The sequence below is a fragment of the Wenyingzhuangia sp. genome (assembly GCF_039768515.1).
In the GTDB taxonomy this organism is placed as follows: domain Bacteria; phylum Bacteroidota; class Bacteroidia; order Flavobacteriales; family Flavobacteriaceae; genus Wenyingzhuangia.
The window spans coordinates 1-23,686 of sequence record NZ_JBDNAI010000090.1 but is presented as its reverse complement, the minus strand read 5'-3'; the positions used below and the strand labels follow the sequence as shown (position 1 = coordinate 23,686).

Annotated in this window: 16 protein-coding genes; 2 read left to right on the top strand and 14 right to left on the bottom strand. The window is 35.6% G+C overall.

The window, feature by feature from the left end:
- Positions 1-100: 100 nt before the first annotated feature.
- Together carB and rpmH are read right to left on the bottom strand one after the other, a co-directional pair.
- Positions 101-2,956, bottom strand: a complete 2,856-nt coding sequence (gene carB / locus ABF281_RS06150) for a carbamoyl-phosphate synthase large subunit (RefSeq protein WP_347180806.1) — start codon at positions 2,954-2,956, stop codon at positions 101-103.
- Positions 2,957-3,077: 121 nt separating this feature from the next.
- Positions 3,078-3,236 (bottom strand): 50S ribosomal protein L34, encoded by a 159-nt coding sequence (gene rpmH, locus ABF281_RS06145; protein WP_083194467.1) that lies wholly within the window; start codon positions 3,234-3,236, stop codon positions 3,078-3,080.
- Between the two features lie 480 nt (positions 3,237-3,716).
- On the opposite strand from rpmH, the gene ABF281_RS06140 reads away from it, so the two are divergent.
- Complete coding sequence (locus ABF281_RS06140; RefSeq protein WP_347180805.1) at positions 3,717-5,333, top strand: CTP synthase; 1,617 nt, start codon at positions 3,717-3,719, stop codon at positions 5,331-5,333.
- A 58-nt stretch (positions 5,334-5,391) separates the two neighbouring features.
- Positions 5,392-7,278: a membrane protein insertase YidC gene (gene yidC, locus ABF281_RS06135; RefSeq protein WP_347180804.1), complete on the top strand. Its 1,887-nt coding sequence runs from the start codon at positions 5,392-5,394 to the stop codon at positions 7,276-7,278.
- Between the two features lie 140 nt (positions 7,279-7,418).
- Here the strand turns inward: yidC and ABF281_RS06130 are convergent, their stop codons facing one another.
- From ABF281_RS06130 to ABF281_RS06075, 12 genes are all read right to left on the bottom strand, one after another.
- On the bottom strand, positions 7,419-7,730 hold the full coding sequence (locus ABF281_RS06130; protein ID WP_347180803.1) for a DUF3467 domain-containing protein: 312 nt from the start codon (positions 7,728-7,730) through the stop codon (positions 7,419-7,421).
- Positions 7,731-7,838: 108 nt separating this feature from the next.
- On the bottom strand, positions 7,839-12,122 hold the full coding sequence (gene rpoC / locus ABF281_RS06125; protein WP_347180802.1) for a DNA-directed RNA polymerase subunit beta': 4,284 nt from the start codon (positions 12,120-12,122) through the stop codon (positions 7,839-7,841).
- A 75-nt stretch (positions 12,123-12,197) separates the two neighbouring features.
- Positions 12,198-16,010: a DNA-directed RNA polymerase subunit beta gene (gene rpoB / locus ABF281_RS06120; protein WP_347180801.1), complete on the bottom strand. Its 3,813-nt coding sequence runs from the start codon at positions 16,008-16,010 to the stop codon at positions 12,198-12,200.
- 155 nt (positions 16,011-16,165) lie between these two features.
- Positions 16,166-16,537 (bottom strand): 50S ribosomal protein L7/L12, encoded by a 372-nt coding sequence (gene rplL / locus ABF281_RS06115; RefSeq protein ID WP_347180800.1) that lies wholly within the window; start codon positions 16,535-16,537, stop codon positions 16,166-16,168.
- A 60-nt stretch (positions 16,538-16,597) separates the two neighbouring features.
- A complete protein-coding gene (gene rplJ / locus ABF281_RS06110; protein ID WP_347180799.1) occupies positions 16,598-17,134 on the bottom strand; it encodes a 50S ribosomal protein L10 in 537 nt (178 codons plus the stop codon).
- A gap of 23 nt (positions 17,135-17,157) precedes the next feature.
- Complete coding sequence (gene rplA, locus ABF281_RS06105) at positions 17,158-17,847, bottom strand: 50S ribosomal protein L1 (protein WP_347180798.1); 690 nt, start codon at positions 17,845-17,847, stop codon at positions 17,158-17,160.
- Between the two features lie 16 nt (positions 17,848-17,863).
- Positions 17,864-18,301, bottom strand: a complete 438-nt coding sequence (rplK, locus tag ABF281_RS06100; protein ID WP_347180797.1) for a 50S ribosomal protein L11 — start codon at positions 18,299-18,301, stop codon at positions 17,864-17,866.
- Between the two features lie 77 nt (positions 18,302-18,378).
- On the bottom strand, positions 18,379-18,933 hold the full coding sequence (gene nusG, locus ABF281_RS06095; protein ID WP_347180796.1) for a transcription termination/antitermination protein NusG: 555 nt from the start codon (positions 18,931-18,933) through the stop codon (positions 18,379-18,381).
- Positions 18,934-18,936: 3 nt separating this feature from the next.
- Positions 18,937-19,134 carry a preprotein translocase subunit SecE gene (gene secE / locus ABF281_RS06090; RefSeq protein WP_347180795.1) on the bottom strand — a complete coding sequence of 66 codons (198 nt, stop codon included), beginning with the start codon at positions 19,132-19,134 and terminating at the stop codon, positions 18,937-18,939.
- A gap of 72 nt (positions 19,135-19,206) precedes the next feature.
- Complete coding sequence (locus ABF281_RS06085) at positions 19,207-21,192, bottom strand: hypothetical protein (RefSeq protein WP_347180794.1); 1,986 nt, start codon at positions 21,190-21,192, stop codon at positions 19,207-19,209.
- Between the two features lie 83 nt (positions 21,193-21,275).
- Positions 21,276-23,093 (bottom strand): O-antigen ligase family protein, encoded by a 1,818-nt coding sequence (locus ABF281_RS06080; protein WP_347180793.1) that lies wholly within the window; start codon positions 23,091-23,093, stop codon positions 21,276-21,278.
- Positions 23,090-23,686 (bottom strand): OmpH family outer membrane protein (locus tag ABF281_RS06075; protein WP_347180792.1); only part of this gene is annotated, 597 nt, incomplete at its 5' end. The genes ABF281_RS06075 and ABF281_RS06080, both read right to left, overlap by 4 nt.

Sequence of the window (23,686 nt, the reverse complement as noted above, 5' to 3'; positions counted from 1 at the left end):
GGCTTCTATCGTGATCGCCTTTGATATTTCTACTAAAAACAAAAAACTTTCTGATATCTCAGAAAGTTTTTTGTTTTGTAAACTAAGAAATAGTTTATTTCTATTTATTCAAATACATTTTTCTCCTTGAATACAATTCGTAAAAAGCATCATCCTTTAAACTATCGATAAATAAAATAGCTTCACCCGTAGATTTCATTTCGGGTCCTAATTTTTTATCAACATTAGGGAACTTGTTGAATGAGAATACAGGTTGTTTAATTGCATACCCCTCTAGTTGAGGATTAAAGTTAAAATCTGTCACTTTATTTACACCTAGCATCACTTTAGTTGCATAGTTCACATAAGGTTCTCCATAGGCTTTTGCAATAAAAGGTACCGTACGAGAAGCCCTTGGATTGGCTTCGATAATATAAACAGTATCATTTTTAACAGCAAACTGTATGTTGATCAATCCTACTGTTTTGAGTGCTACAGCTATATTTTTAGTATGATCTTTAATTTGTTGAATCACAAACTCTCCTAAGTTAAATGGTGGTAAAGTTGCATTCGAATCTCCCGAGTGAACACCACAAGGCTCTATGTGCTCCATAATACCAATGATATAGACATTTCCATCAGCATCACAGATTGCATCAGCTTCTGCTTCAATAGCTCCATCTAAATAATGATCTAACAACAATTTATTTCCTGGAATAGAACGCAGTAAACTAACGACATGCTCTTCTAATTCTTCCTTGTTGATCACAATTTTCATCCCTTGCCCACCTAGAACATAAGAAGGACGTACTAAGATAGGAAAGTCTAAAGAATCTGCGATATCTAAAGCTTCGTCGGCATTTGTTGCTATTCCAAATTTTGGAAAAGGAATATCCAAAGAAGTCAGCATGTCAGAAAAACGACCTCTATCTTCTGCTAAGTCCAATGCTTCAAAACTAGTCCCCATGATTTTAACTCCATAAGCTTCTAATTTTTCTGCTAATTTTAAAGCTGTCTGCCCCCCTAACTGGACTATAACGCCCTCTGGTTTTTCATGACGGATAATGTCATAAATATGCTCCCAAAAAACAGGCTCAAAATACAATTTATCTGCAGTATCAAAATCAGTAGAAACTGTTTCTGGGTTACAATTGATCATAATTGTCTCATAACCTGCTTCTTTAGCTGCCAATACTCCATGAACACAACAGTAATCAAACTCGATTCCTTGACCAATCCTGTTTGGTCCAGAACCTAATACAACTACTTTTTTCTTATCTGATACCACAGACTCATTGTGAGCGTAAGGTTGCCCATTTGCTAAAGTCATTGTATTTTCAAATGTTGAGTAGTAATAAGGTGTAGAAGCTTCAAATTCTGCAGCACAAGTATCTACTAACTTGTAGACACGATTGATATTCATCTCTGAACGTTTGTTGTACACCTCTGATTCCTTGCAGACCAACATGTGTGCAATTTGTCTGTCACCATACCCTTTTTGTTTTGCCTCTAACATCAAAGCTTTTGGCAATGTTTCTAAAGTGTACTGTGAAATTTCTTTCTCCAAAGCAAATAATTCTTCGTACTGCTTCAAGTACCACATATCTATTTTAGTAATGTCGTAAATTTTCTTTAGCGAGATTCCAGCTTTTATCGCATCATAGATAGTGAATACGCGATCCCATGAGGCATTGGTCAATTTGGAAATAATAGTATCGTAATGAGTTTCCTCTTTACCATCTGCTCCTAGACCATTTCGCTTGATTTCTAGCGACTGAGTGGCTTTGTGCAAGGCTTCTTGAAAAGAACGTCCAATCCCCATCACTTCACCAACAGCCTTCATTTGTAATCCTAAAGTTCTATCACAACCTTCAAACTTATCAAAATTGAAACGAGGAATTTTTACGATTACATAATCTAAAGTAGGCTCAAACAAAGCTGATGTATTACCTGTAACTTGATTATTTAACTCATCCAAGTTGTATCCTAATGCTAATTTTGTTGCTATTTTTGCGATTGGATACCCTGTTGCTTTTGATGCTAAGGCTGACGAACGAGACACACGAGGATTAATTTCAATTGCAATAATATCTTCTTTTTCATCAGGAGAAACAGCAAACTGTACATTACAACCTCCTTCAAAATCACCAATAGAGCGCATCATATGTATAGCCATATCTCGCATTTTTTGGAAGGTACTATCACTTAAGGTCATTGCTGGTGCTACCGTAATAGAATCTCCTGTATGAATTCCCATAGGATCCATATTTTCGATAGAACAGACAATAACTACGTTGTCATTGGCATCACGTAACAATTCTAATTCATATTCTTTCCATCCCATCATCGCTTTGTCGATCATTACCTCATGGATAGGTGAAATCTCTAACCCCGTAGACAATAGATCATCAAAATCTTCTTCTTTATAAACTATAGATGCTCCTGCTCCTCCAAGGGTAAAAGAAGATCTGATACACAAAGGAAACCCAAATTCTTGAGCAATCTCTTTTCCTTTTAAGAAAGAAGTAGCTGTTGCTTGTGGCGCCATATCTACACCTATCTTCCCCATCAGTTCACGGAACTTCTCTCTATCCTCTGTAACATTGATTGCGTCAATATCTACCCCAATCATTTCAACATTAAAGTCTTCCCAAATTCCTTTTTCATCTGATTCAATACACAAATTCAATGCCGTCTGACCTCCCATGGTAGGTAGTACTGCGTCAATATTTGGATGGGCTTCTAAAATTTCTCTGATGGACTTTGTAGTCAAAGGCTTCAAATAAACATGATCCGCTAATGACGGATCCGTCATGATTGTTGCAGGATTAGAATTGATTAAAGTTACTTCAATTCCCTCTTCTTTTAATGAACGGATAGACTGAGAACCAGAATAATCAAACTCACAAGCTTGACCAATTACAATAGGTCCTGAACCAATAATTAAAACCGATTTGATTTTAGGATTTTTAGGCATACGTTTAATTTTATGACAAAGATAATAACTGATTATCTTCGGTTGAACTAGATTCTAAAAAAATTTCAAAAAAAAGGTGTTACTTAAAAGTAACACCTATATTAATATAATGAAAAAATCATTATTTCTTATGTCTTGGAGATGAAGAAACAGTAGTGCTAACTCTTCCTTTAGCTCTTCTTCTTGCTAAAACTTTACGTCCATTAGCTGAAGCCATTCTCTCTCTGAAACCATGTTTGTTTCTTCTCTTTCTATTCGATGGTTGATACGTTCTTTTCATTGTATGATATCTTACGTCGTTTTTTTATTGCTATTTCTTACAGGCGATAAGGGTTACTTAAAGCGTTTGCAAATATAATTGATTATTTAAGAATTACAAATGTTTTTTATTTAAAAATTGAAGTTTTTTTTACTTGATAAAAGCAATAGAACTAAAGAAGTATTTCCTTTTGTGCGCGCTCTTGTGAACTCCTAAAAAAACCAAAAACATAATCTTTTTTCTCCTATCTAAACGAACATACCGTCTTTGTCTGTAAATAATTATCCTCTAATCACACTATTCCCAATCAAAAAAGTGTTGGATTACAATACTACAATTGATTTTCGGGTTCATTACAGCCTTCCTCAATTTATAAGGAAATCCTTTGTGCAACATGTTTTAAGATTTACAACGTAGAAAAATAAAAACTATCCTAAAATGTACCTACTAATTTTCCATATTTTTCTGTAGAAATTGTACTTTTGCACAAACGTTATATGAATGACTAATACAAAATATATTTTTGTAACCGGTGGAGTTACTTCATCTTTAGGTAAAGGAATTATTGCTGCTTCTCTAGCAAAATTATTACAAGAAAGAGGTTACAGAGTTACAATACAAAAATTTGACCCCTACATTAATATCGATCCCGGTACATTGAATCCATATGAACATGGTGAATGTTTTGTTACCGATGATGGAGCAGAAACAGATTTAGACTTAGGACATTATGAACGCTTCTTAGATGTCAACACTTCTCAAGCAAACAATGTAACCACAGGAAGAGTATACCAATCAGTTATTGATAAGGAACGTAAAGGTGAGTTTTTAGGAAAAACTGTACAGGTTGTTCCTCATATTACCAATGAAATTAAAGAACGCATCCAGATTTTAGGAAAAACTGGGGAATATGATGTAATCATCACTGAACTTGGAGGTACTGTTGGAGATATTGAATCTTTGCCATATGTTGAATCTGTACGTCAATTGACTTGGGAACTTGGAGAAAACAACTCTGTGGTCGTCCATTTGACTTTGATTCCATATTTGGCTGCTGCTGGTGAATTAAAAACCAAACCTACACAGCATTCTGTAAAAATGATGATGCAAAATGGTTTAAATCCTGACATATTGGTTTGTAGGTCTGAGCATTTTATTTCTGAGGACATCAAACGAAAACTGGCTTTGTTCTGTAATGTAAAGAAAGAAGAAGTAATTTCATCATTAGATGCTGAAACGATTTATGACGTTCCAAACATGATGTTACACGAAGGTCTGGATAAAGTGGTCATGAAAAAATTAGCACTAACAAGTAAAACCGAACCTAAGTTGATGGAATGGAATAAATTTGTTGAAAAACATAAAAACCCATTACACAAAATCAAAATAGGAGTGATTGGAAAATATGTAGAATTACAAGATGCATATAAATCTATCGCCGAAGCTTTTATCCATGCAGGATCTTCGCAAAGAGTTAAAGTAAAAGTAGAATGGATCCATTCTGAAAATATCACTAAAGATAACGTAGATAAAAAACTAAACGGACTGAGTGGAATTATGGTTGCCCCAGGTTTTGGAAATAGAGGTACTGAAGGGAAAATAGAAACCATACGCTATGCAAGAGAAAATAAGATACCTTTCATGGGGATTTGTTTAGGAATGCAAATGGCAGTTATTGAATTTTCTCGCAACGTGCTAGGCTTAGAGAAAGCCAACTCTACCGAAATGGATAAAGATGTAAACCATCCAGTAATCAATTTGATGGAAGATCAGAAAGAAATAACAGACATGGGAGGAACCATGCGATTAGGAGCTTGGGATTGCGTTTTGGACAAAGGATCTAAAGCTTTTGAGGCCTACGCAAAAGAAAATATTTCTGAAAGGCATCGCCACCGATACGAATTTAACAGCGAATTTAAATCACAAATTGAGGCTGCAGGAATGAAAGCCACTGGAGTGAACCCAAAAACAGGTTTGGTTGAAGTTGTGGAAATTCCATCTCATCCATGGTTTGTTGCTGTTCAATATCACCCTGAATATAAAAGTACAGTACTAAATCCTCATCCTCTGTTTAAGAGTTTTGTGAACGCTAGTTTAGAATATTTACAATCAAAATAAATCATAATAAGTAACTAAAAGGGTTTATGAGAAAATCATAGACTACTATTTTATAAAGATGGAAGAAAAAAAGAAATTAGACATTAGTCAAGTTATTGGTTTTGCATTGATCGGAGCCGTATTGGTTTGGTACACAATGACTCAAAAAAACAATGAGCCTCTGGTAGAAACTCCACAGACAGAAAACACAACTTCAATCCCCACAGAGAGTATTACTTCAAAGTCCAGCTTAGTAGATTCATTACGCCAAGCTGCTGCCACCCAAAAATATGGTGACTTTGCTTATTCAGCTGCTAGTGATACAGATGAAAAAGGGACAACTACATTGGAAAACAATGTTTTAAAATTAACCATTGCTAACAGAGGGGGGCAAATCATAGAAGCACAATTAAAAGAATACGAAAACTATCAAAAAAAACCATTGTTTCTTATTCAAGATAGCAATGCTGATTTTAATATTCAATTCAACACTCAAGACAACAAATCGATTCACACTAAGGATATGATTTTTGAGCCCTATTTCTCTAAGGAGGGGGAAAACCAAATTGCTTCATTAAAGTTGAAAGTATCTGAAACACAATATCTAGAATACAGATACGAGATAAAGCCTAACAACTATATGTTAGATTTTTCAGTGCGATCAGTAGGATTAGAAAATATTATCAGCAGGAATAATGAAATCGATCTGGAATGGGAAATGACAACAAAACGTCAAGAGAAAAGCATCAAGTACGAAAATCAGATGACAGCGCTCCATTACGAAAAAGAAGAGGGCAAATACGATGATTTGTCAGTAGGTGCTGAAGATAGTGAAACTGAAGAAAATGTAGATTGGATTGCTTACAAACAACACTTCTTCTCCACAATACTATTGACAAACACACCTTTTGAAAAGGCTAGCTTAATGTCTGAGTCGTTAGTTGTAGACGCACTCACTGATACCATTGATACTAAAAAATTCAACACGACTGCTCAATTAAACCTAACGAATGGTGCGTTAAATTACGATATGAATATATACATTGGACCAAATGTACACGAAGATTTATCCTCATATAACAAAGGGATTGAAAATGTGATGAACTTAGGATGGGGGATTTTTGGCTGGATCAATAGAAATGCATTCATTCCCATCTTTCATTTCTTAAGTGGTTTTATTGGAAACTTTGGTATCGTTATCATTTTGATGACTCTAGTTGTACGATTGTTAATGTCACCTTTGGTCTACAAATCATATGTTTCAAGTGCAAAGATGAAAGTTCTAAAACCAGAAATGGATGCTATCAATGCTAAATTCCCTGGAAAAGATAACCAAATGAAGCGACAATCTGAAGTGATGGCTTTACAGCGTAAATCAGGAGTAAACATGATGGCTGGATGTATTCCTGCATTGTTACAAATGCCTGTTTTCTTCGCTTTATTTAGATTTTTCCCTTCGGAAATAAGTTTAAGACAGCAACCCTTTTTGTGGGCAGATGATTTGTCTTCTTATGATAGTGTGTTTGAATGGTCTACCCAAATCCCTGTGTTGTCTAGTTTCTATGGAAACCATTTTAGTTTGTTCCCAGTATTGGCTTCAGTTGCGATTTTCTTTTATATGAGAATGAATCAGGGTCAGCAAATGAGTATGCAACAGCCTACTCAAGAAGGAATGCCAGACATGCAAAAATTAATGAAAACAATGATGTATTTCTCTCCTCTTATGATGTTGTTTTTCTTCAATAATTATGCATCTGGATTGAGTTTGTATTATTTTGTTTCTAACCTACTCACACTTAGTATCATGTACGTTATTAAAACTTATGTAATCGATGAAGAAAAAATCTTAGCAAAAATACAGGAAAACAGAAAGAAGCCTAAGAAAACAAGTAAGTTTAAACAACGATTAGACGAAGCTATGAAACAAGCGCAAGAACAACAAGCCAAACAGAAAGGAAAAAAGTAACAATATAGATAAACCTAAACTTTACAGAAGAACCCCTAATGGTATGTACCGTTAGGGGTTCTTATTTTTTTACTAGAATTGACTACATTCTGTTCGCTTTGATCTATGACCCTCAAAAGGAAACTTTCCTTTCAAATCTTCTAAGCTTCACCGATTGGTCCAAAGTTGATTGGAAAATCTTGTTGTTCGAATTCCTTAATCTCTCCTACTTGTGCCTCAAAACGTTTGATATTATCAATTAAAGCTTTCGCCAATCGTTTGGCATGCTGAGGCGTTAACACGATTCTGGATTTTACTTTTGCCTTGGGAATTCCTGGCATAATATTCACAAAATCTACAACAAACTCTGAGTTTGAGTGGTTAATTATAGCTAAATTAGAATAAGTACCTTCTGCGATTTCGGGTGACAATTCTATGTTGATGTTTCCTTCTTTTCCTTTAGTTTCTTCCATGTTGAGATTGTATTTATATGCACACTAAAGTAATTATAATTATGTAGCAAAAAAAACGGATTCCTAATGGAATCCGTTTTCTTTAAAACATAAGTTTATAAAGTCTAACTAGGCTTCAAAACTTCTTTCTATTTCCTCTTTAGGACCAACAATGACATTGTTGTAAGATCTCATACCTGTTCCGGCAGGAATCTTTTTACCAACGATAACATTCTCTTTTAATCCTTCTAAGTAGTCAATTTTACCATTTACAGCTGCCTCATTCAACACTTTAGTTGTTTCTTGGAACGATGCTGCTGATATAAACGATTTGGTCTGTAAAGATGCTCTTGTAATCCCTTGTAAGATTTGCTCTGCCGTTGCTGGTTTTGCATCTCTTGCTTCGATTAGAGCTTTGTCTTCTCTTTTCAATCTTGAATTCTCATCTCTTAATTGACGAGCAGAAATAATTTGACCTGCTTTGAAGACTTCAGACGCTCCTGCATCTTCAACTACCTTCATCCCATAAATCTCATCATTTTTTTCAATAAAGTCATTTTTATGGATCAAAGAATTTTCTAAGAATAGCGTATCTCCAGAATCTATAATTCTAACTTTACGCATCATTTGACGGACAACCACTTCGTAATGCTTGTCATTAATCCTTACTCCTTGTAAACGATAAACTTCTTGAATTTCGTTTACTATATACTCTTGTACTTTAGAAGGTCCTTGAATTCTCAAGATGTCTTCTGGTGTGATAGAACCATCTGATAAAGCCATTCCCGCTTTTACGTAGTCATTCTCTTGTACCAAAATTTGGTTAGACAATTTAATCAAGTATTTCTTGATATCTCCAAATTTAGACTCTACAATAATCTCACGGTTACCTCGCTTGATTTTACCAAAGGAAACAACACCATCTGTCTCTGCAACAACTGCTGGGTTAGATGGATTACGAGCTTCAAATAATTCTGTTACTCGTGGCAAACCTCCTGTGATATCTCCAGCCTTTCCAGACTTACGAGGAATCTTAACTAATGTCTTACCTGTTTCTATTTCTTCTCCATCATCAACCATCAAATGAGCACCAAGAGGTAAAGAATAAGAACGCAATGTACTTCCATCTTTATCTTGAATAAGAATAGCAGGAATTTTCTTCTTGTCTTTGGACTCGATAATTACTTTTTCTTGGAAACCTGTTTGTTCATCAATTTCAACTGAATAATTCACCCCTTGTTCTAAATCTTCAAAAGCTATTTTACCTCCAAACTCAGAAACGATGACTCCGTTAAATGGATCCCATTGACAGATTGCATCTCCTTTGTTGATCTTGGTTTGTCCATTCACAAAAATGTAAGATCCATAAGGAATTACAGTATTACTCAATACTGTTCCTATTTTATCATCTAAAATCTTAGCTTCAGCAGTACGAGAAATAACGATTTCTACTGGATCTCCTTGTGGGTTCTTACCCGGTACCGTAACCAAATCATCAATCACCAAACGACCGCTAAACTTAGCTGTCAATTTATTGTCTTCTGAAATGTTCCCTGCTACCCCTCCAACGTGGAAAGTACGCAAAGTCAACTGTGTACCTGGTTCTCCAATGGACTGTGCAGCAATAACTCCTACAGACTCTCCTATTTGAACCATATTACGCGTAGACATAGATTGTCCATAACACTTAGAACAAATTCCTCGTTTTGTTTCACACGTCAATGGTGAGCGAACTTCGACAGTATCTAATCCAGACTCTTCAATCACAAGCGCTAACTCTTCAGTAATTTCTGAACCAGCAGCTACTAAAACTTCGTGGTTTACAGGATCTTTAACATCATGCAATGCTACACGCCCAACAATACGTTCACTTAAAGGCTCAACGATTTCATCATTTTTCTTTAACGGAGATACCTCTAAACCTCTTAAAGTACCACAATCAAACTCGTTGATGATTACATCTTGTGCAACATCAACCAAACGACGAGTTAAGTATCCTGCATCGGCTGTTTTTAATGCGGTATCGGCAAGACCTTTACGGGCACCGTGTGTAGAAATAAAATACTCTAAAATTGATAAACCTTCCTTAAAGTTAGATAAAATTGGGTTTTCGATAATTTCTCCTCCAGAGGAAGTAGATTTTTTTGGCTTAGCCATCAATCCACGCATACCTGTCAACTGACGAATTTGTTCTTTAGAACCACGGGCTCCAGAATCTAGCATCATATACACAGAGTTAAATCCTTGTTGATCTTCTCTCAAACGCTTCATCGACAATTCTGTCAATTGGTTGTTTGTAGATCCCCAAATATCAATCACTTGGTTATAACGCTCTTTATTCGTTAACATACCCATGTTGTAGTTTTGAATGATCACATCCACTTCAACATTTGCGTCAGCAATCATTTGCTGCTTTTCTGCTGGAATAATTATATCTCCTAATGAGAATGACAAACCTCCTTTAAAGGCAAATTTGAATCCCATATCCTTGATATTATCTAAAAACTTTCCTGTTGTTGGAATATCTGTAGTTTTCAAAACTTTTGCGATAATTCCACGTAGAGATTTTTTAGTTAAAATATCATTTATATATCCTGCTGCTGCGGGTACATGTTCGTTAAATAAAACCCTACCAACAGTCGTTTCTATAATTCTTGTTACTTGATTTCCTTGCTCATCAACATCCTGAGTTTTAACTTTAATCCCTGCGTTTAATTCCACAGCTTTTTCATTGAAAGCAATGGTTACTTCCTCAGGGGAATAAAATGTTAACCCTTCACCTTTTACCGTATGGTTTTCATCAGTAACACGCAATTTGGTCATGTAATAAAGACCCAATACCATATCCTGAGAAGGTACTGTAATTGGAGCACCATTAGCAGGATTCAAGATCGAATGAGAACCTAACAATAACATTTGAGCTTCTAAAATAGCTTCTGGACCTAATGGCAAGTGAACTGCCATCTGATCCCCATCAAAATCGGCGTTAAATGCCGAACAGACTAATGGATGCAACTGAATGGCTTTACCTTCTATCAACTTTGGCTGGAAAGCCTGGATTCCTAGACGGTGTAAAGTTGGCGCACGGTTCAATAATACTGGGTGTCCTTTAATTACATTCTCTAAAATATCCCATACAACCGGTTCTTTCTTATCTATTATTTTTTTAGCAGACTTAACTGTTTTTACAACACCACGCTCAATCAGCTTACGAATGATAAATGGTTTGTACAATTCAGCTGCCATATCCTTAGGAATACCACATTCGGATAAAGCCAAAGTAGGACCTACAACAATTACAGAACGAGCAGAATAATCGACACGTTTCCCTAGTAAATTTTGACGGAAACGACCTTGTTTTCCTTTCAATGAATCTGATAAAGATTTTAAAGGCCTGTTAGATTCTGTCTTTACTGCTGAAGATTTACGAGTGTTATCAAATAATGAATCTACAGATTCTTGTAACATACGTTTTTCATTACGCAAAATCACCTCTGGAGCTTGAATTTCTACCAAACGCTTCAGACGATTGTTACGAATAATTACTCTACGGTATAAATCATTCAAATCAGAGGTTGCAAAACGACCACCGTCCAAAGGAACTAAAGGACGTAATTCTGGCGGAATTACTGGAATGGCCTTTAGAATCATCCAAGATGGATTATTTTCTCTATTCTTTTGAGATTCGCGGAAAGCTTCAACAACGTTCAAACGCTTTAAAGCTTCTGTTTTTCGTTGCTTTGAGGTTTCTGTATTCGATTTGTGACGCAATTCATAAGAAAGCGATTCTAAATCTATACGATCCAACAAATCAATCAAACATTCTGCACCCATTTTAGCAATAAATTTATTAGGATCATCATCATCCAAATATCTATTATCTAATGGTACGGTTTCTAAAATATCTAAATATTCTTCCTCAGTCAAGAAATCCATTTTTTGCAATGGAGTTCCATCTAACTGAGTTGCATTACCCGGTTGTATCACTACGTATCTTTCGTAGTAGATAATCATATCTAACTTTTTAGAAGGCAACCCTAAAAGGTATCCCATCTTGTTAGGTAATGATCTAAAATACCAAATGTGAGCAATAGGAACCACCAAATTGATGTGTCCTACTCTATCTCTTCGTACTTTCTTTTCTGTAACTTCTACACCACATCGATCACAAACAATCCCTTTGTAACGAATTCTCTTGTATTTACCACAAGCACATTCAAAGTCTTTGATTGGTCCGAAAATTCGTTCACAAAACAAACCATCTCTTTCTGGTTTGTGTGTACGGTAATTGATTGTTTCTGGTTTTAAAACTTCACCGTGAGAGGCTTCTAAAATAGACTCTGGTGATGCTAAACCAATAGAAATTTTTTCAAATTTCTTTTGTGTAGGGTTTTTATCGTTATTTCTTGCCATGATTTCTTTTTTAGTCTTTAGTAATTCAACACAAAGTGTTTGTTACAACACCTTGTGTTCATACTTAATACTCAGTTATTCTTCTAATCTTACGTCTAATCCTAAACCTTTCAATTCGTGCATTAATACGTTGAATGATTCTGGCAAACCTGGTTCTGGCATTGGTTCTCCTTTTACGATTGCTTCGTAAGTTTTGGCTCTACCAATTACATCATCAGATTTTACTGTTAAAATTTCACGTAAGATACTAGAGGCTCCATAGGCTTCTAATGCCCATACTTCCATCTCTCCAAAACGTTGACCACCAAATTGAGCTTTACCTCCTAATGGTTGTTGTGTAATTAAAGAGTACGGTCCTATAGAACGTGCGTGCATCTTATCCTCAATCATGTGACCCAACTTAATCATATAGATGATCCCAACCGTTGCGGGTTGATCAAAACGTTCTCCTGTTCCACCATCATACAAGTAAGTGTGTCCAAATCTTGGAATTCCTGCTTCGTCTGTTAAGGCGTTAATTTGATCTAATTTTGCACCATCAAAAATTGGAGTTGCATACGTTTGATCTAATTTTTGTCCTGCCCATCCTAAAACAGTTTCGTATATCTGTCCTATGTTCATACGAGAAGGTACTCCTAACGGATTCAAAACGATATCTACTGGGGTTCCGTCTTCCAAGAAAGGCATTTCTTCTTGACGTACAATACGAGCAACAATACCTTTGTTACCGTGACGTCCTGCCATCTTGTCTCCTACTTTTAGTTTACGTTTTTTCGCAATATAAACTTTAGCTAATTTCAATACTCCTGCTGGTAATTCATCTCCAATTGTAATGGCAAATTTCTTACGTCTTAACGCACCTTGTAAATCACTAACCTTAATTTTATAATTGTGGATTAATTCCGCAACTAAATTATTTAAATGATCATCTGTTGTCCAAGAACCTTTTGTCAAATGTGTAAAATCTGTTACAGAATTTAACATTTTCAACGTGTACTTTTTACCCTTTGGAAAAACTTCTTCTCCTAAATCATTCTGAACTCCTTGCGAAGTTTTTCCTGAAATTAGAGCAAACAACTTCTCAATTAAATTGTCTTTTAAAGATTCGAAATCATGAGTATATCTAGCTTCTAAAGCTTCAATCTCCTCTTTATCTCTAATTCTCTTAGACTTATCCTTAACTGCTTTCTTAAACAATTTTTTACCTATAACTACTCCTCTTAATGATGGAGAAGCTTTCAACGAAGCATCTTTTACATCGCCTGCTTTGTCTCCAAAGATCGCACGTAATAATTTTTCTTCTGGTGTTGGGTCTGACTCTCCTTTTGGCGTAATCTTACCAATTAAGATATCCCCTGGTTTCACTTCAGCACCAATACGAATCATTCCGTTTTCATCAAGGTCTTTGGTTGCCTCCTCAGAAACATTAGGAATATCGTTGGTTAACTCTTCAGCACCTAGTTTTGTGTCTCTAACATCTAAAGAATATTCATCAATATGAATAGAAGTAAAGATGTCTTCTCTTACTACTTTTTCAGAAATCACAATCGCATCCTCAAAGTTGTACCCTTGCCATGGCATAAAGGCAACTTTCATATTACGTCCTAATGCCAATTCACCTTTCTGTGTAGCATATCCTTCACATAATACTTGTCCTTCTTCAACAGTATCCCCAACTTTTACAATGGGTTTTAAGTTGATGGATGTTCCCTGGTTTGTTTTTCTAAACTTAATCAAGTCATAAGAAACTTCGTTCGAATCAAAACTAACAGAAGCTTCTTGCTCTGTTCTTTCATAACGAATAGTAATCTTATTTGCATCAACATAAATAACTTCTCCGGCACCTTGTGCGTTGATTAAGATTCTTGAATCTTTTGCAACTCTACGCTCTAACCCAGTTCCTACAATAGGTGCTTCTGGTCGTAATAAAGGTACTGCTTGTCTCATCATGTTAGATCCCATCAATGCACGGTTGGCATCATCATGTTCTAAGAAAGGAATCAATGAAGCTGATATAGACGCAATCTGGTTTGGAGATACATCCATGTAATCTATATCTTGTGGAGTTACCACAGGATAATCAGCCTCTTCACGAGCAATAACCTTATCCAAGTTGATCTTTCCATCCTTCGCTATATCAATGTTTGACTGTGCAAACTTCATCCCTTCTTCTTCCTCTGCACTCAAGTAAGTTGGTGCATCAACGATGTTGACTTTCCCTTCGTCTACTTTGTGGTATGCGGTTTCAATGAATCCTAGATTGTTCACTTTTGCATATACTGCTAAAGAAGAAATCAATCCAATGTTTGGACCTTCTGGTGTTTCAATAGGACACAAACGCCCGTAGTGAGTATAGTGAACATCACGAACCTCAAACCCTGCTCTTTCTCTAGATAAACCTCCAGGTCCTAAAGCAGACAATCTACGTTTGTGAGTAATCTCAGCTAGTGGATTGGTTTGATCCATAAATTGAGACAACTGGTTTGTTCCAAAGAAAGAATTGATGACTGAAGACAAAGTCTTAGCATTGATCAAGTCAATTGGTGTAAATACTTCGTTATCACGAACGTTCATTCTTTCTCTAATGGTACGAGCCATACGAGACAATCCTACTCCAAATTGAGCAGCTAATTGTTCTCCAACCGTACGCACACGCCTATTAGATAAGTGATCAATGTCATCAATCTCTGCTTTTGAGTTGACCAACTCAATTAAGTTTTTGATGATGGTAATGATATCATTCTTTGTCAAAACTTTCTGGTCCAAAGACTCATTCAATCCTAACTTTTTGTTCATTCTAAAACGACCAACTTCTCCTAAGTTATAACGTTGTTCAGAGAAGAATAATTTTTCAATAATTCCTCTGGCAGTCTCCTCATCTGGCGGCTCAGCATTACGAAGTTGTCTATATATATGTTCTACAGCCTCTTTCTCAGAGTTTGTAGGGTCTTTCTGTAATGTATTGTGTATGATCGAGTAATCACCGCTTTCATTATCCTCTCGGTGTAACAAAATGGTTTTAACTCCTGTTTCTACAATTTCTTCAATGTGGTCTTTCTCTAAAATGGTATCGCGATCAAATACGATCTCGTTACGCTCTATAGAAACCACTTCTCCTGTGTCTTCATCTACAAAGTCTTCAAACCATGTTCTTAATACACGAGCTGCTAACTTTCGTCCCAATACTTTCTTTAGTCCTGACTTGGACACTTTAACTTCTTCTGCAAGGTCAAAGATTTCTAAGATATCTTTATCTCTTTCGAACCCAATGGCACGGAATAAAGTAGTAACAGGTAATTTTTTCTTTCTATCAATATAAGCATACATCACTTGATTGATATCGGTCGCAAATTCTATCCAAGATCCTTTAAAAGGAATAACTCTCGCAGAATATAATTTTGTACCGTTTGCATGGAAAGATTGCCCAAAGAAAACCCCTGGAGACCTGTGTAATTGTGAAACAATAACACGCTCTGCACCATTGATAATGAATGTACCTGAATTGGTCATGTAAGGTATGGTACCTAAGTACACATCTTGCACAATCGTTTCAAAGTCCTCATGTTCAGGATCTGTACAGTATAGTTTCAATCTTGCCTTCAGAGGCAAGCTATACGTCAACCCTCGCTCAATACACTCTTCTAGTGAGTATCTTGGTGGATCTACAAAGTAGTCTAAAAATTCTAACACAAAATTGTTGCGTGTGTCAGTAATTGGAAAATTGTCCATAAAGGTTTTGTACAAACCTTCATCGCTTCTTTCGTCAGCCTTAGTTTTCAACTGGAAAAAGTCTTGGAAAGACTTAATCTGAATATCTAAAAAGTCCGGATATTCTGTACTTAGTTTGGCTGAAGCAAAGTTAACTCTTGTATTATTTTTCGTTGCCAAAGGTGAAAAAATTTAAGTGAATTAATAATTCTATTTTCTTTTCTAAATCATTTTTTTTGTTTGCGATAAACAAGGAACTACTTTAACGCAAAAAATGGTTTAGGTCTAACCCACGTGGGAAAGACCTAAACCGATTAGGTTTTGTAGGGTAAAAATTACTTTAACTCTACAGCTGCTCCTACCTCTTCTAAAGAAGCTTTGATTCCTTCAGCTTCTTCTTTAGAAACTCCTTCTTTAATGTTAGATGGTACTTCATCAACCAATCCTTTTGCTTCTTTTAATCCTAAACCAGTTAACTCTTTTACAGCTTTAACTACTTTTAATTTAGAAGATCCAGCATCTTTCAATACTACATCGAATTCAGTTTGTGCTTCTGCAGCATCTCCTCCTGCAGCGGCTCCTCCTGCAACTGCTACTGCAGCTGCTGGCTCGATACCATACTCATCTTTTAAGATAGTAGCTAATTCATTTACTTCTTTAACTGTTAAGTTAACTAATTGTTCTGCGAAATCTTTTAATTCTGCCATTTTGATTCTGTTTGTACGTCTGTTACAACGTGGTGTATTATAAATTTATTTGTGCGCTAATTATTCTGCTGCTGCTTCTGTAGATGCTTCTACAGCTTCACCAGCTTTGTCTGTACGATCCTCATTGGTCAACGCTGAAACAACGTTTTTGATTGGGGATTGTAGGATAGTGATGATGTCACCAATTAATTCTTCTTTAGATTTGATTGCAACTAAAGCAGACAACTGATCAGCTCCTATATATACTTCTTCAGCAATATAAGCTCCTTTCAACAATGGTTTTTCACCTTTTGATTTCTTTAAGAAATCTTGCATTACTTTTGCAGGAGCGTTTGCTACCGTAGCATAGAATACCGAGGTATTTCCTTTTAAAGTTGAAGGTAAGTCACCAAAATCCTTATCAGACTTCTCCATTGCTTTCTCTAGCAATGTATTTTTCACTACAGATAATTGAACATCTGCTTTAAAACAAGCTCTTCTTAAGTTAGAAGTTGCAGTAGCATCTAAACCTGAAATATCGGCTAAATAAATCACTGAACTCTCTGCTAATTGGCTTGTTAAATCTTCAATTACTTGAAATTTTTCTTCTCTTGTCATTGTGTATGAGTTTTAACAGCTAATTAAAGCGATTTAAGGTCTAACTGAACCGAAGGAGACTGTGTTGAAGAGATGAAAGCACTCTTGATATAAGTTCCTTTTGCCGCAGTAGGCTTTAACTTAATAATTGTTTGAATTAATTCGTCAGCGTTGTCGTTTAATTTTTGAGCATCAAAAGACACTTTACCAACAGCAGCATGAATGATACCTGTTTTATCAACTTTAAAGTCAATCTTACCAGCTTTTACTTCTGTTACTGCTTTTTTGATATCCATAGTAACGGTTCCTGTCTTTGGATTAGGCATCAAACCTCTTGGTCCTAAAACACGTCCCAAAGGACCTAATTTCCCCATTACTGCTGGCATCGTAATGATAACATCAACGTCTGTCCAACCTGATTTTATCTTTGCTAAATACTCATCTAAACCAACATAATCTGCACCAGCTTCTTTAGCTTCTGCTTCTTTGTCTGGTGTAACCAATGCTAATACTTTGATATCTTTACCTGTACCATGTGGTAGAGTTACTACACCACGTACCATTTGATTTGCTTTTCTAGGATCAACCCCTAAACGAATCGCAACATCTACAGATGCATCAAAATTAGCTGATGTAATTTCTTTTACTAAAGAAGTTGCCTCACTCAAAGAATAAACTTTAGAACTGTCAATCTTAGCTTGAGCTTCTTTCTGCTTTTTTGTTAATTTTGCCATGTTTTTTGTTTATCGATTAAAATGGAGCGTCTCCGCTAACTGTTATACCCATTGATCTTGCAGTACCTGCAACCATTTTCATACCTGACTCCACAGTAAATGCGTTTAAGTCTGGCATTTTGTCTTCCGCGATAGCTTTTACTTGATCCCAAGTAATACTCGCAACTTTCTTACGGTTAGGTTCACCTGATCCACTTTTTAGTTTTGCAGCTTCTAAAATTTGAACTGCAGCTGGAGGAGTTTTAACAACAAACTCAAAAGACTTATCAGAATAGACAGTAATTGCCACTGGTAAAACCTTTCCTTGCTTGTCTTGGGTTCTAGCATTAAACTGCTTACAGAACTCCATAATATTAACTCCGGCAGCACCTAAAGCAGGACCTACTGGTGGTGAAGGATTTGCTTGCCCTCCCTTAACCTGTAATTTTACAACTTTACTTACTTCTTTTGCCATTTTTAATATAAAATTAAATTAAACCTTGTGTATTAGTTGGAAGCAAACACAAAATTAATTTGTAACACTCTATTTATTTACGATATTTTATCAACTTGCATATAGCTTAATTCTAACGGTGTCTTACGACCAAAAATCTTAACCATTACTTCAAGCTTTCTTTTTTCTTCATGTATGTTTTCGATCACACCATCAAAACCATTAAAAGGCCCGTCAATAACCTTAACCGTTTCTCCAACAGTGTAAGGAATTGCAATGTTATGATCTGGCTGAACAGTCAATTCATCAACTTTACCTAACATCCTATTGATTTCACTTTGCCTCATTGGAACCGGCTCACCTCCTTTGGTTTCACCTAGAAAACCAATCACACCTGTTACTGCTTTGATTACATGAGGTACTTCTCCAGCTAAATTAGCTTCTACCATAATGTACCCCGGAAAATACACACGCTCACGCGTTGCCTTTTTCCCGTTACGAACTTGAACAACTTTTTCTGTTGGCACCAATACCTGATCTACATAGTCTGATAAACCCAAGCGCGAAATTTCATTTTCAATGTAATTTTTTACCTTGTTTTCCTGACCACCAATAGCCCTAACCACATACCATTTCTTTACAGAATCAGCCATAATTTACTTTTGCTTTATAATATTAAAAAAACCTTCTAAGGTATTCTGAAACCCTTGATCTACCAAAAACACTGCGATTGCAAAAACAATCGTAAACAAAGCTACAACAACAGTAGATTTTTGAGCTTCCTCTTTGGAGGACCAAGTCATTTCGTCTTTCAACTCTGAAAATGACGATTTTATGTAATTAAAAATATTCATAATGTTTTCTTAAAAAGCCGTGCAAAGATATAAAATTATTTAACAACGAAATAGTTTTTTATATTCTTTTTATCAATACCAATGTACTTTTCCGTTTTCATATTTAAAAATACGCTCTTCATTTCCGCCCGAATAATTGTGTAGCAAATACAATGCCCCAACCGGAACTTTTTCAAAGCTAATGCACCGTGAATCATTCGCGATTTTTTTTCCCAGACCCTGCCAACCTTTATCCCAGTAAAACAACTCGTACTCTTGTCCTTCAAAAATAGTATTGGTATCGTTTCTTGGCATAAAATCCACACTGAAAACCGCTGAAGGCTCTTCAAATTTCAAACCCACCCATGCTTTGCCCCATTCTTCTTCTGGAGCATCAAAAAAAGTAGAAGGATCATCATCAAAGGCCATCCTTTTTTCTGCACCATATCCCCTGTAAGAGCGATTCGTTCCTATAAGTTCTCCTTTTAATTTAATGCTCCCCCTATTGTTTCGTCCATAGACATTAAAAATAGCAACATTACATCTTCCACTATCTTGTGCTGAGGATAGATATCGAATGTATTTGTACTTTCCTATTGTATCCATGGCTTTAATCGTCCTTAAATAGGGTTTGGGCTTTGCTTCAATCGTAGCCATAACATACGGCTTACGGAAATCTGCGTGATTTGACAGCTCTATCCTACCTCCAATCATATTTTTCAAATAATCATCCATTCGTTTGTGTAGTGGGTATTTTCGTTTGAGCGTGACGGTCTGTGTTTTATCCTTATTAGGAATCAACTGAGTTGCTTCTCCTTTTTCATTTACAACCACAGGATGCCCTGCAGATAGAAATTGTTGCTGTCGGTAATACAGAGGCAAATAAACAATTCCCCCTTCAACATTCTTAAACGTAGCCTCTTTTTGTTTTGAAACAGCCCAGTCTACAGACACCCATTCTTGATTGTCAAATACAGATAAATAGACATACTTTTCTTCACCATAGGTAGGGGATTCCAAGGGAATGGTAACATCGTATGTTTTCCCATACAAGTGAGTGACATCTTTAAGGTATGGCGATTTGAAAAAATCTGGAATTTTACTATGATCTTTCTCTATTTGTGCCAAGGTGGTTTCTTGTTTTGAAAAAGTTTTTCTAAACACTTTCCCTTTTTTGTCTTTTTCAAAATGAGGTACTTTAGGATTTGTCTCTGTTCCCATAAAGGGTACTGTGCGACCATCTTCTAGCAAAAGATAATTCCACGAATGTCCCATGCTTCTCCAAGGCCATTGAGGCACAAAATCTATTCCTACAGGTAGCCCTACAGAACGCATGGCTAACACTGCAAAGGTGGTTTCATCTTCACAAATCCCTAACTTAAATTTGTACATCTTATCGTAAGTAAGCCTTTTAGGGTACATATTCATTTCTATCATATTACTCAATACCTTTTTTAGAGAATCATTAATGATAGAACAAGCACTAATTCTGTCTATTTGAGGATTTGTTTTCATCACCCAACTAAAATTTTCATAGGCTTTTTTACGCCAGTGATGGATGGGCTCTCGGTCGGCTCTGTAAGGAAGAATCGTTTCGCAAAAATCGTCAAAAGACAAATCTTTTGCCCATGGTGACTTTTTCCACACCTCAAAAGAGGCGTCTATATTCTCAATTAAATAGTCGGATACCAAAACCTGGTTATCATATCTAATTTTAGTAAGCGTTGATTTGATGCCTTTGTATTTTTCTTCAAGAACAATAAGCTTTTGTAACGCAATACCGTATTTGGTCTCATTAGCTGGCAATTGCCCTCCAAATTCTTTGGGAGACAAAATAGAATCGTATTCTTTTGACAAAACATTACTCACCGCATAGTGCCCATCTATATTTTTTAGCAAAAACAATAAAGCTTTTATCTTTTGAGTTTCTCCTTTGTGTTTATAATGCGTAATGGCTTTGACAACCTCTAGGTTGTTTGCTAGTCTAGGGCTTAGTTCTTTGGTATACAATTCTATGTCATTACCACAACTTATGAAGAACAACAATATTAAAAAATAAAACAATCGTATTTTTTTCATCAAAATAATTAATTATGGGGCTTATGAGACATCTAATTCAACGGATCACTTAAGTTTTTAATCTTTCGTACCCATTCGAACTTTTACATATTCTTTACATACTTTCTCATTTCGTGTTTAATTTTTACAACTGATTTAGAATGTACCTTAGCAGGAGTAACCAATATCCTCTTTGCCAAATACAAGGCTTCATTTTTTAAGCCTATTTTATCGTATAGGTAGACCAATCTGTATTTAGGCAAAAATTTATGAGGCACCATACTGGTAGCCATTTCGTAGGCAGCCTTGGCTTGATCAAAATCACTCCTTTCTTCAAAAGAGATCCCCAAGTGCAAATACAAATCAGCTGTTTTCGTGTAGTGTGTTGCTTCTTGCAATATCTTAATCGCTTCTTCATATTCCTTATGCATCGTAAGTTCTATTCCGTAAGCACTTAAAAATCTCCCATTCGTTCTGTTTAACTCATACAAATTCTCTAACATTCTATAACGTGTTTTCCAATAAAACAATTGATTTGAACGGTCAATTTGATGCCCATAAATTTCTCTTTTAAATCTTTTGAATTCAGTATTTGATACTAAAACCATGAGGACACAAAGGGCACCACTTACCCAAACAATGATCTGCTTAGGAATTATAAAAAATGGATTTTTACCAAGGGATGAGGCAATGACAACCATAAAAAAAAAGACTAAAAATTGAATAGAAAAAATTTGAAAAGGATAGGTGAAAAATGACAAAACAACAAAGGAAAGTACCCCTCCATAACTTGCCAACAGCACATTGCTCATTTGTTTTCTTTGATGCCAATAGGCTAAAAAAACAAACGTTAACAGCAGTATGAAGAAAATAAAGCCTATCAGCCCTAGCTCTGCCAAAAAATAAAGATATTCGTTAAAGGGATGATTGATGTCATTGGCTAGAAATCGGTTTGGATCGTTTGGGTAATGTTCTAGATGAGAGGCTTGATAGGTAGGATACATACTTCCAAATTTATGAAAACCAACTCCTGTAAGTGGATCATCGGAAATCAACTCTATCGTTCGTTTCCATATAAAAACACGACCATTCGTCGAATCTTTTTTTAAATGAAATAGGGCATAACTTCCTAAAATAAATAGAATCAAAAACAAGGTTACAAAGAGCGGTTTTATATTGATGTTTGTACTGGTCATTTTTTTAATTTCTCTTCTGTATTTGACCATCAGCACAAATAAACTGCTCAATAATATTGCCACCCAAGAGGCTCTGGCTTGTGTAAAAAACACAGCCATCAAAGTAAGCATGAGGGTAACTCTACATAGATATTGTAAAATAGGAGTTTTTGCCGCATTCACAAAAACCAACATCCATGGAACAAGCATTCCTAAATAAGACGCCACCGCTCCAGAATTCCCCATAGCAGCCGTCATTCCAAGACCTTTATCAAATTCATTCAATAAAACATATTGGTACAATACCATAATGGAAGTCACAAAAGCGAGCACAAAAAACAAAGGGATCAATAAAAACAGGTATTTCTCTATAGAAACTGCTTGTAACTTTAGTCTAAAAATAACATAACAAACGACAACCGTAGTAGAGATAGAAATTTTTGAAGAGATATAGGAAATATCTGTGAACAAATGATTGATGTGCAAGATTAGAAAAAATAAAAGAACACAAATATCAATCTCATTTACCGCACAACCATATTGGGGTTTTAGGATTACATTTCTTAAAAAAAATAAGAAAGCAAAAATTGTCGTAGTCAAACCTATCCAAATTAGTTTTGGACCAAGAACAACATCTACAAAACCAGGATAGGACACAAATGGGGTTGCGAACATCAATACAAACGGTACCAAACATAAAATATGAAGCGCAAAATTTAAATTAAACTTGAATCTTAAATCTTTCAATTTTTTAAGTTTTCAATATTATACGCAACATTTATTCCGTCAATTACTTCTAAAGTAATATCGTGGGTATGGTTTCCATACATGATGTTTCCATTGCCTACATTTCCTAAAACATAATCATACCCATTGTTTTGGCTATACGTTTTGATATATTGATTGACCTCTTCATAAATAGGAACCAACCAACTATTTTTAATACTGTCCAGTTCTTTGTAAGATTTTTGTTGGCTGTGTTGGTGGATTCTTTCCATATCCATAATTTCATATTGTTTGTCCAACAATTCATTTTCCGTTAACTTTTTTTTGTGTTCTTGAAGCCATTCTATTTTTTCTTGAATGTCAATAGTGAATTTATCCAACTCTTGCTTGTGTTTTGATTCTTGTATTTTCCATCGACTATCTGCATCTTGCATCGCGTGATATTCTGCAATCACATCGTCAACATATACATAGGCTATTCTTTGTTGGTCTGTTTTAAAATATTGCAATGCAGACATCATCAAAGCAGTTGTCGCTATAACAACAGCTGTTTTGATGAGGTTAGCATACTGGCTGAGTGGGTCTGCACCGGTCTTTTTCATATCTTTTTTTAT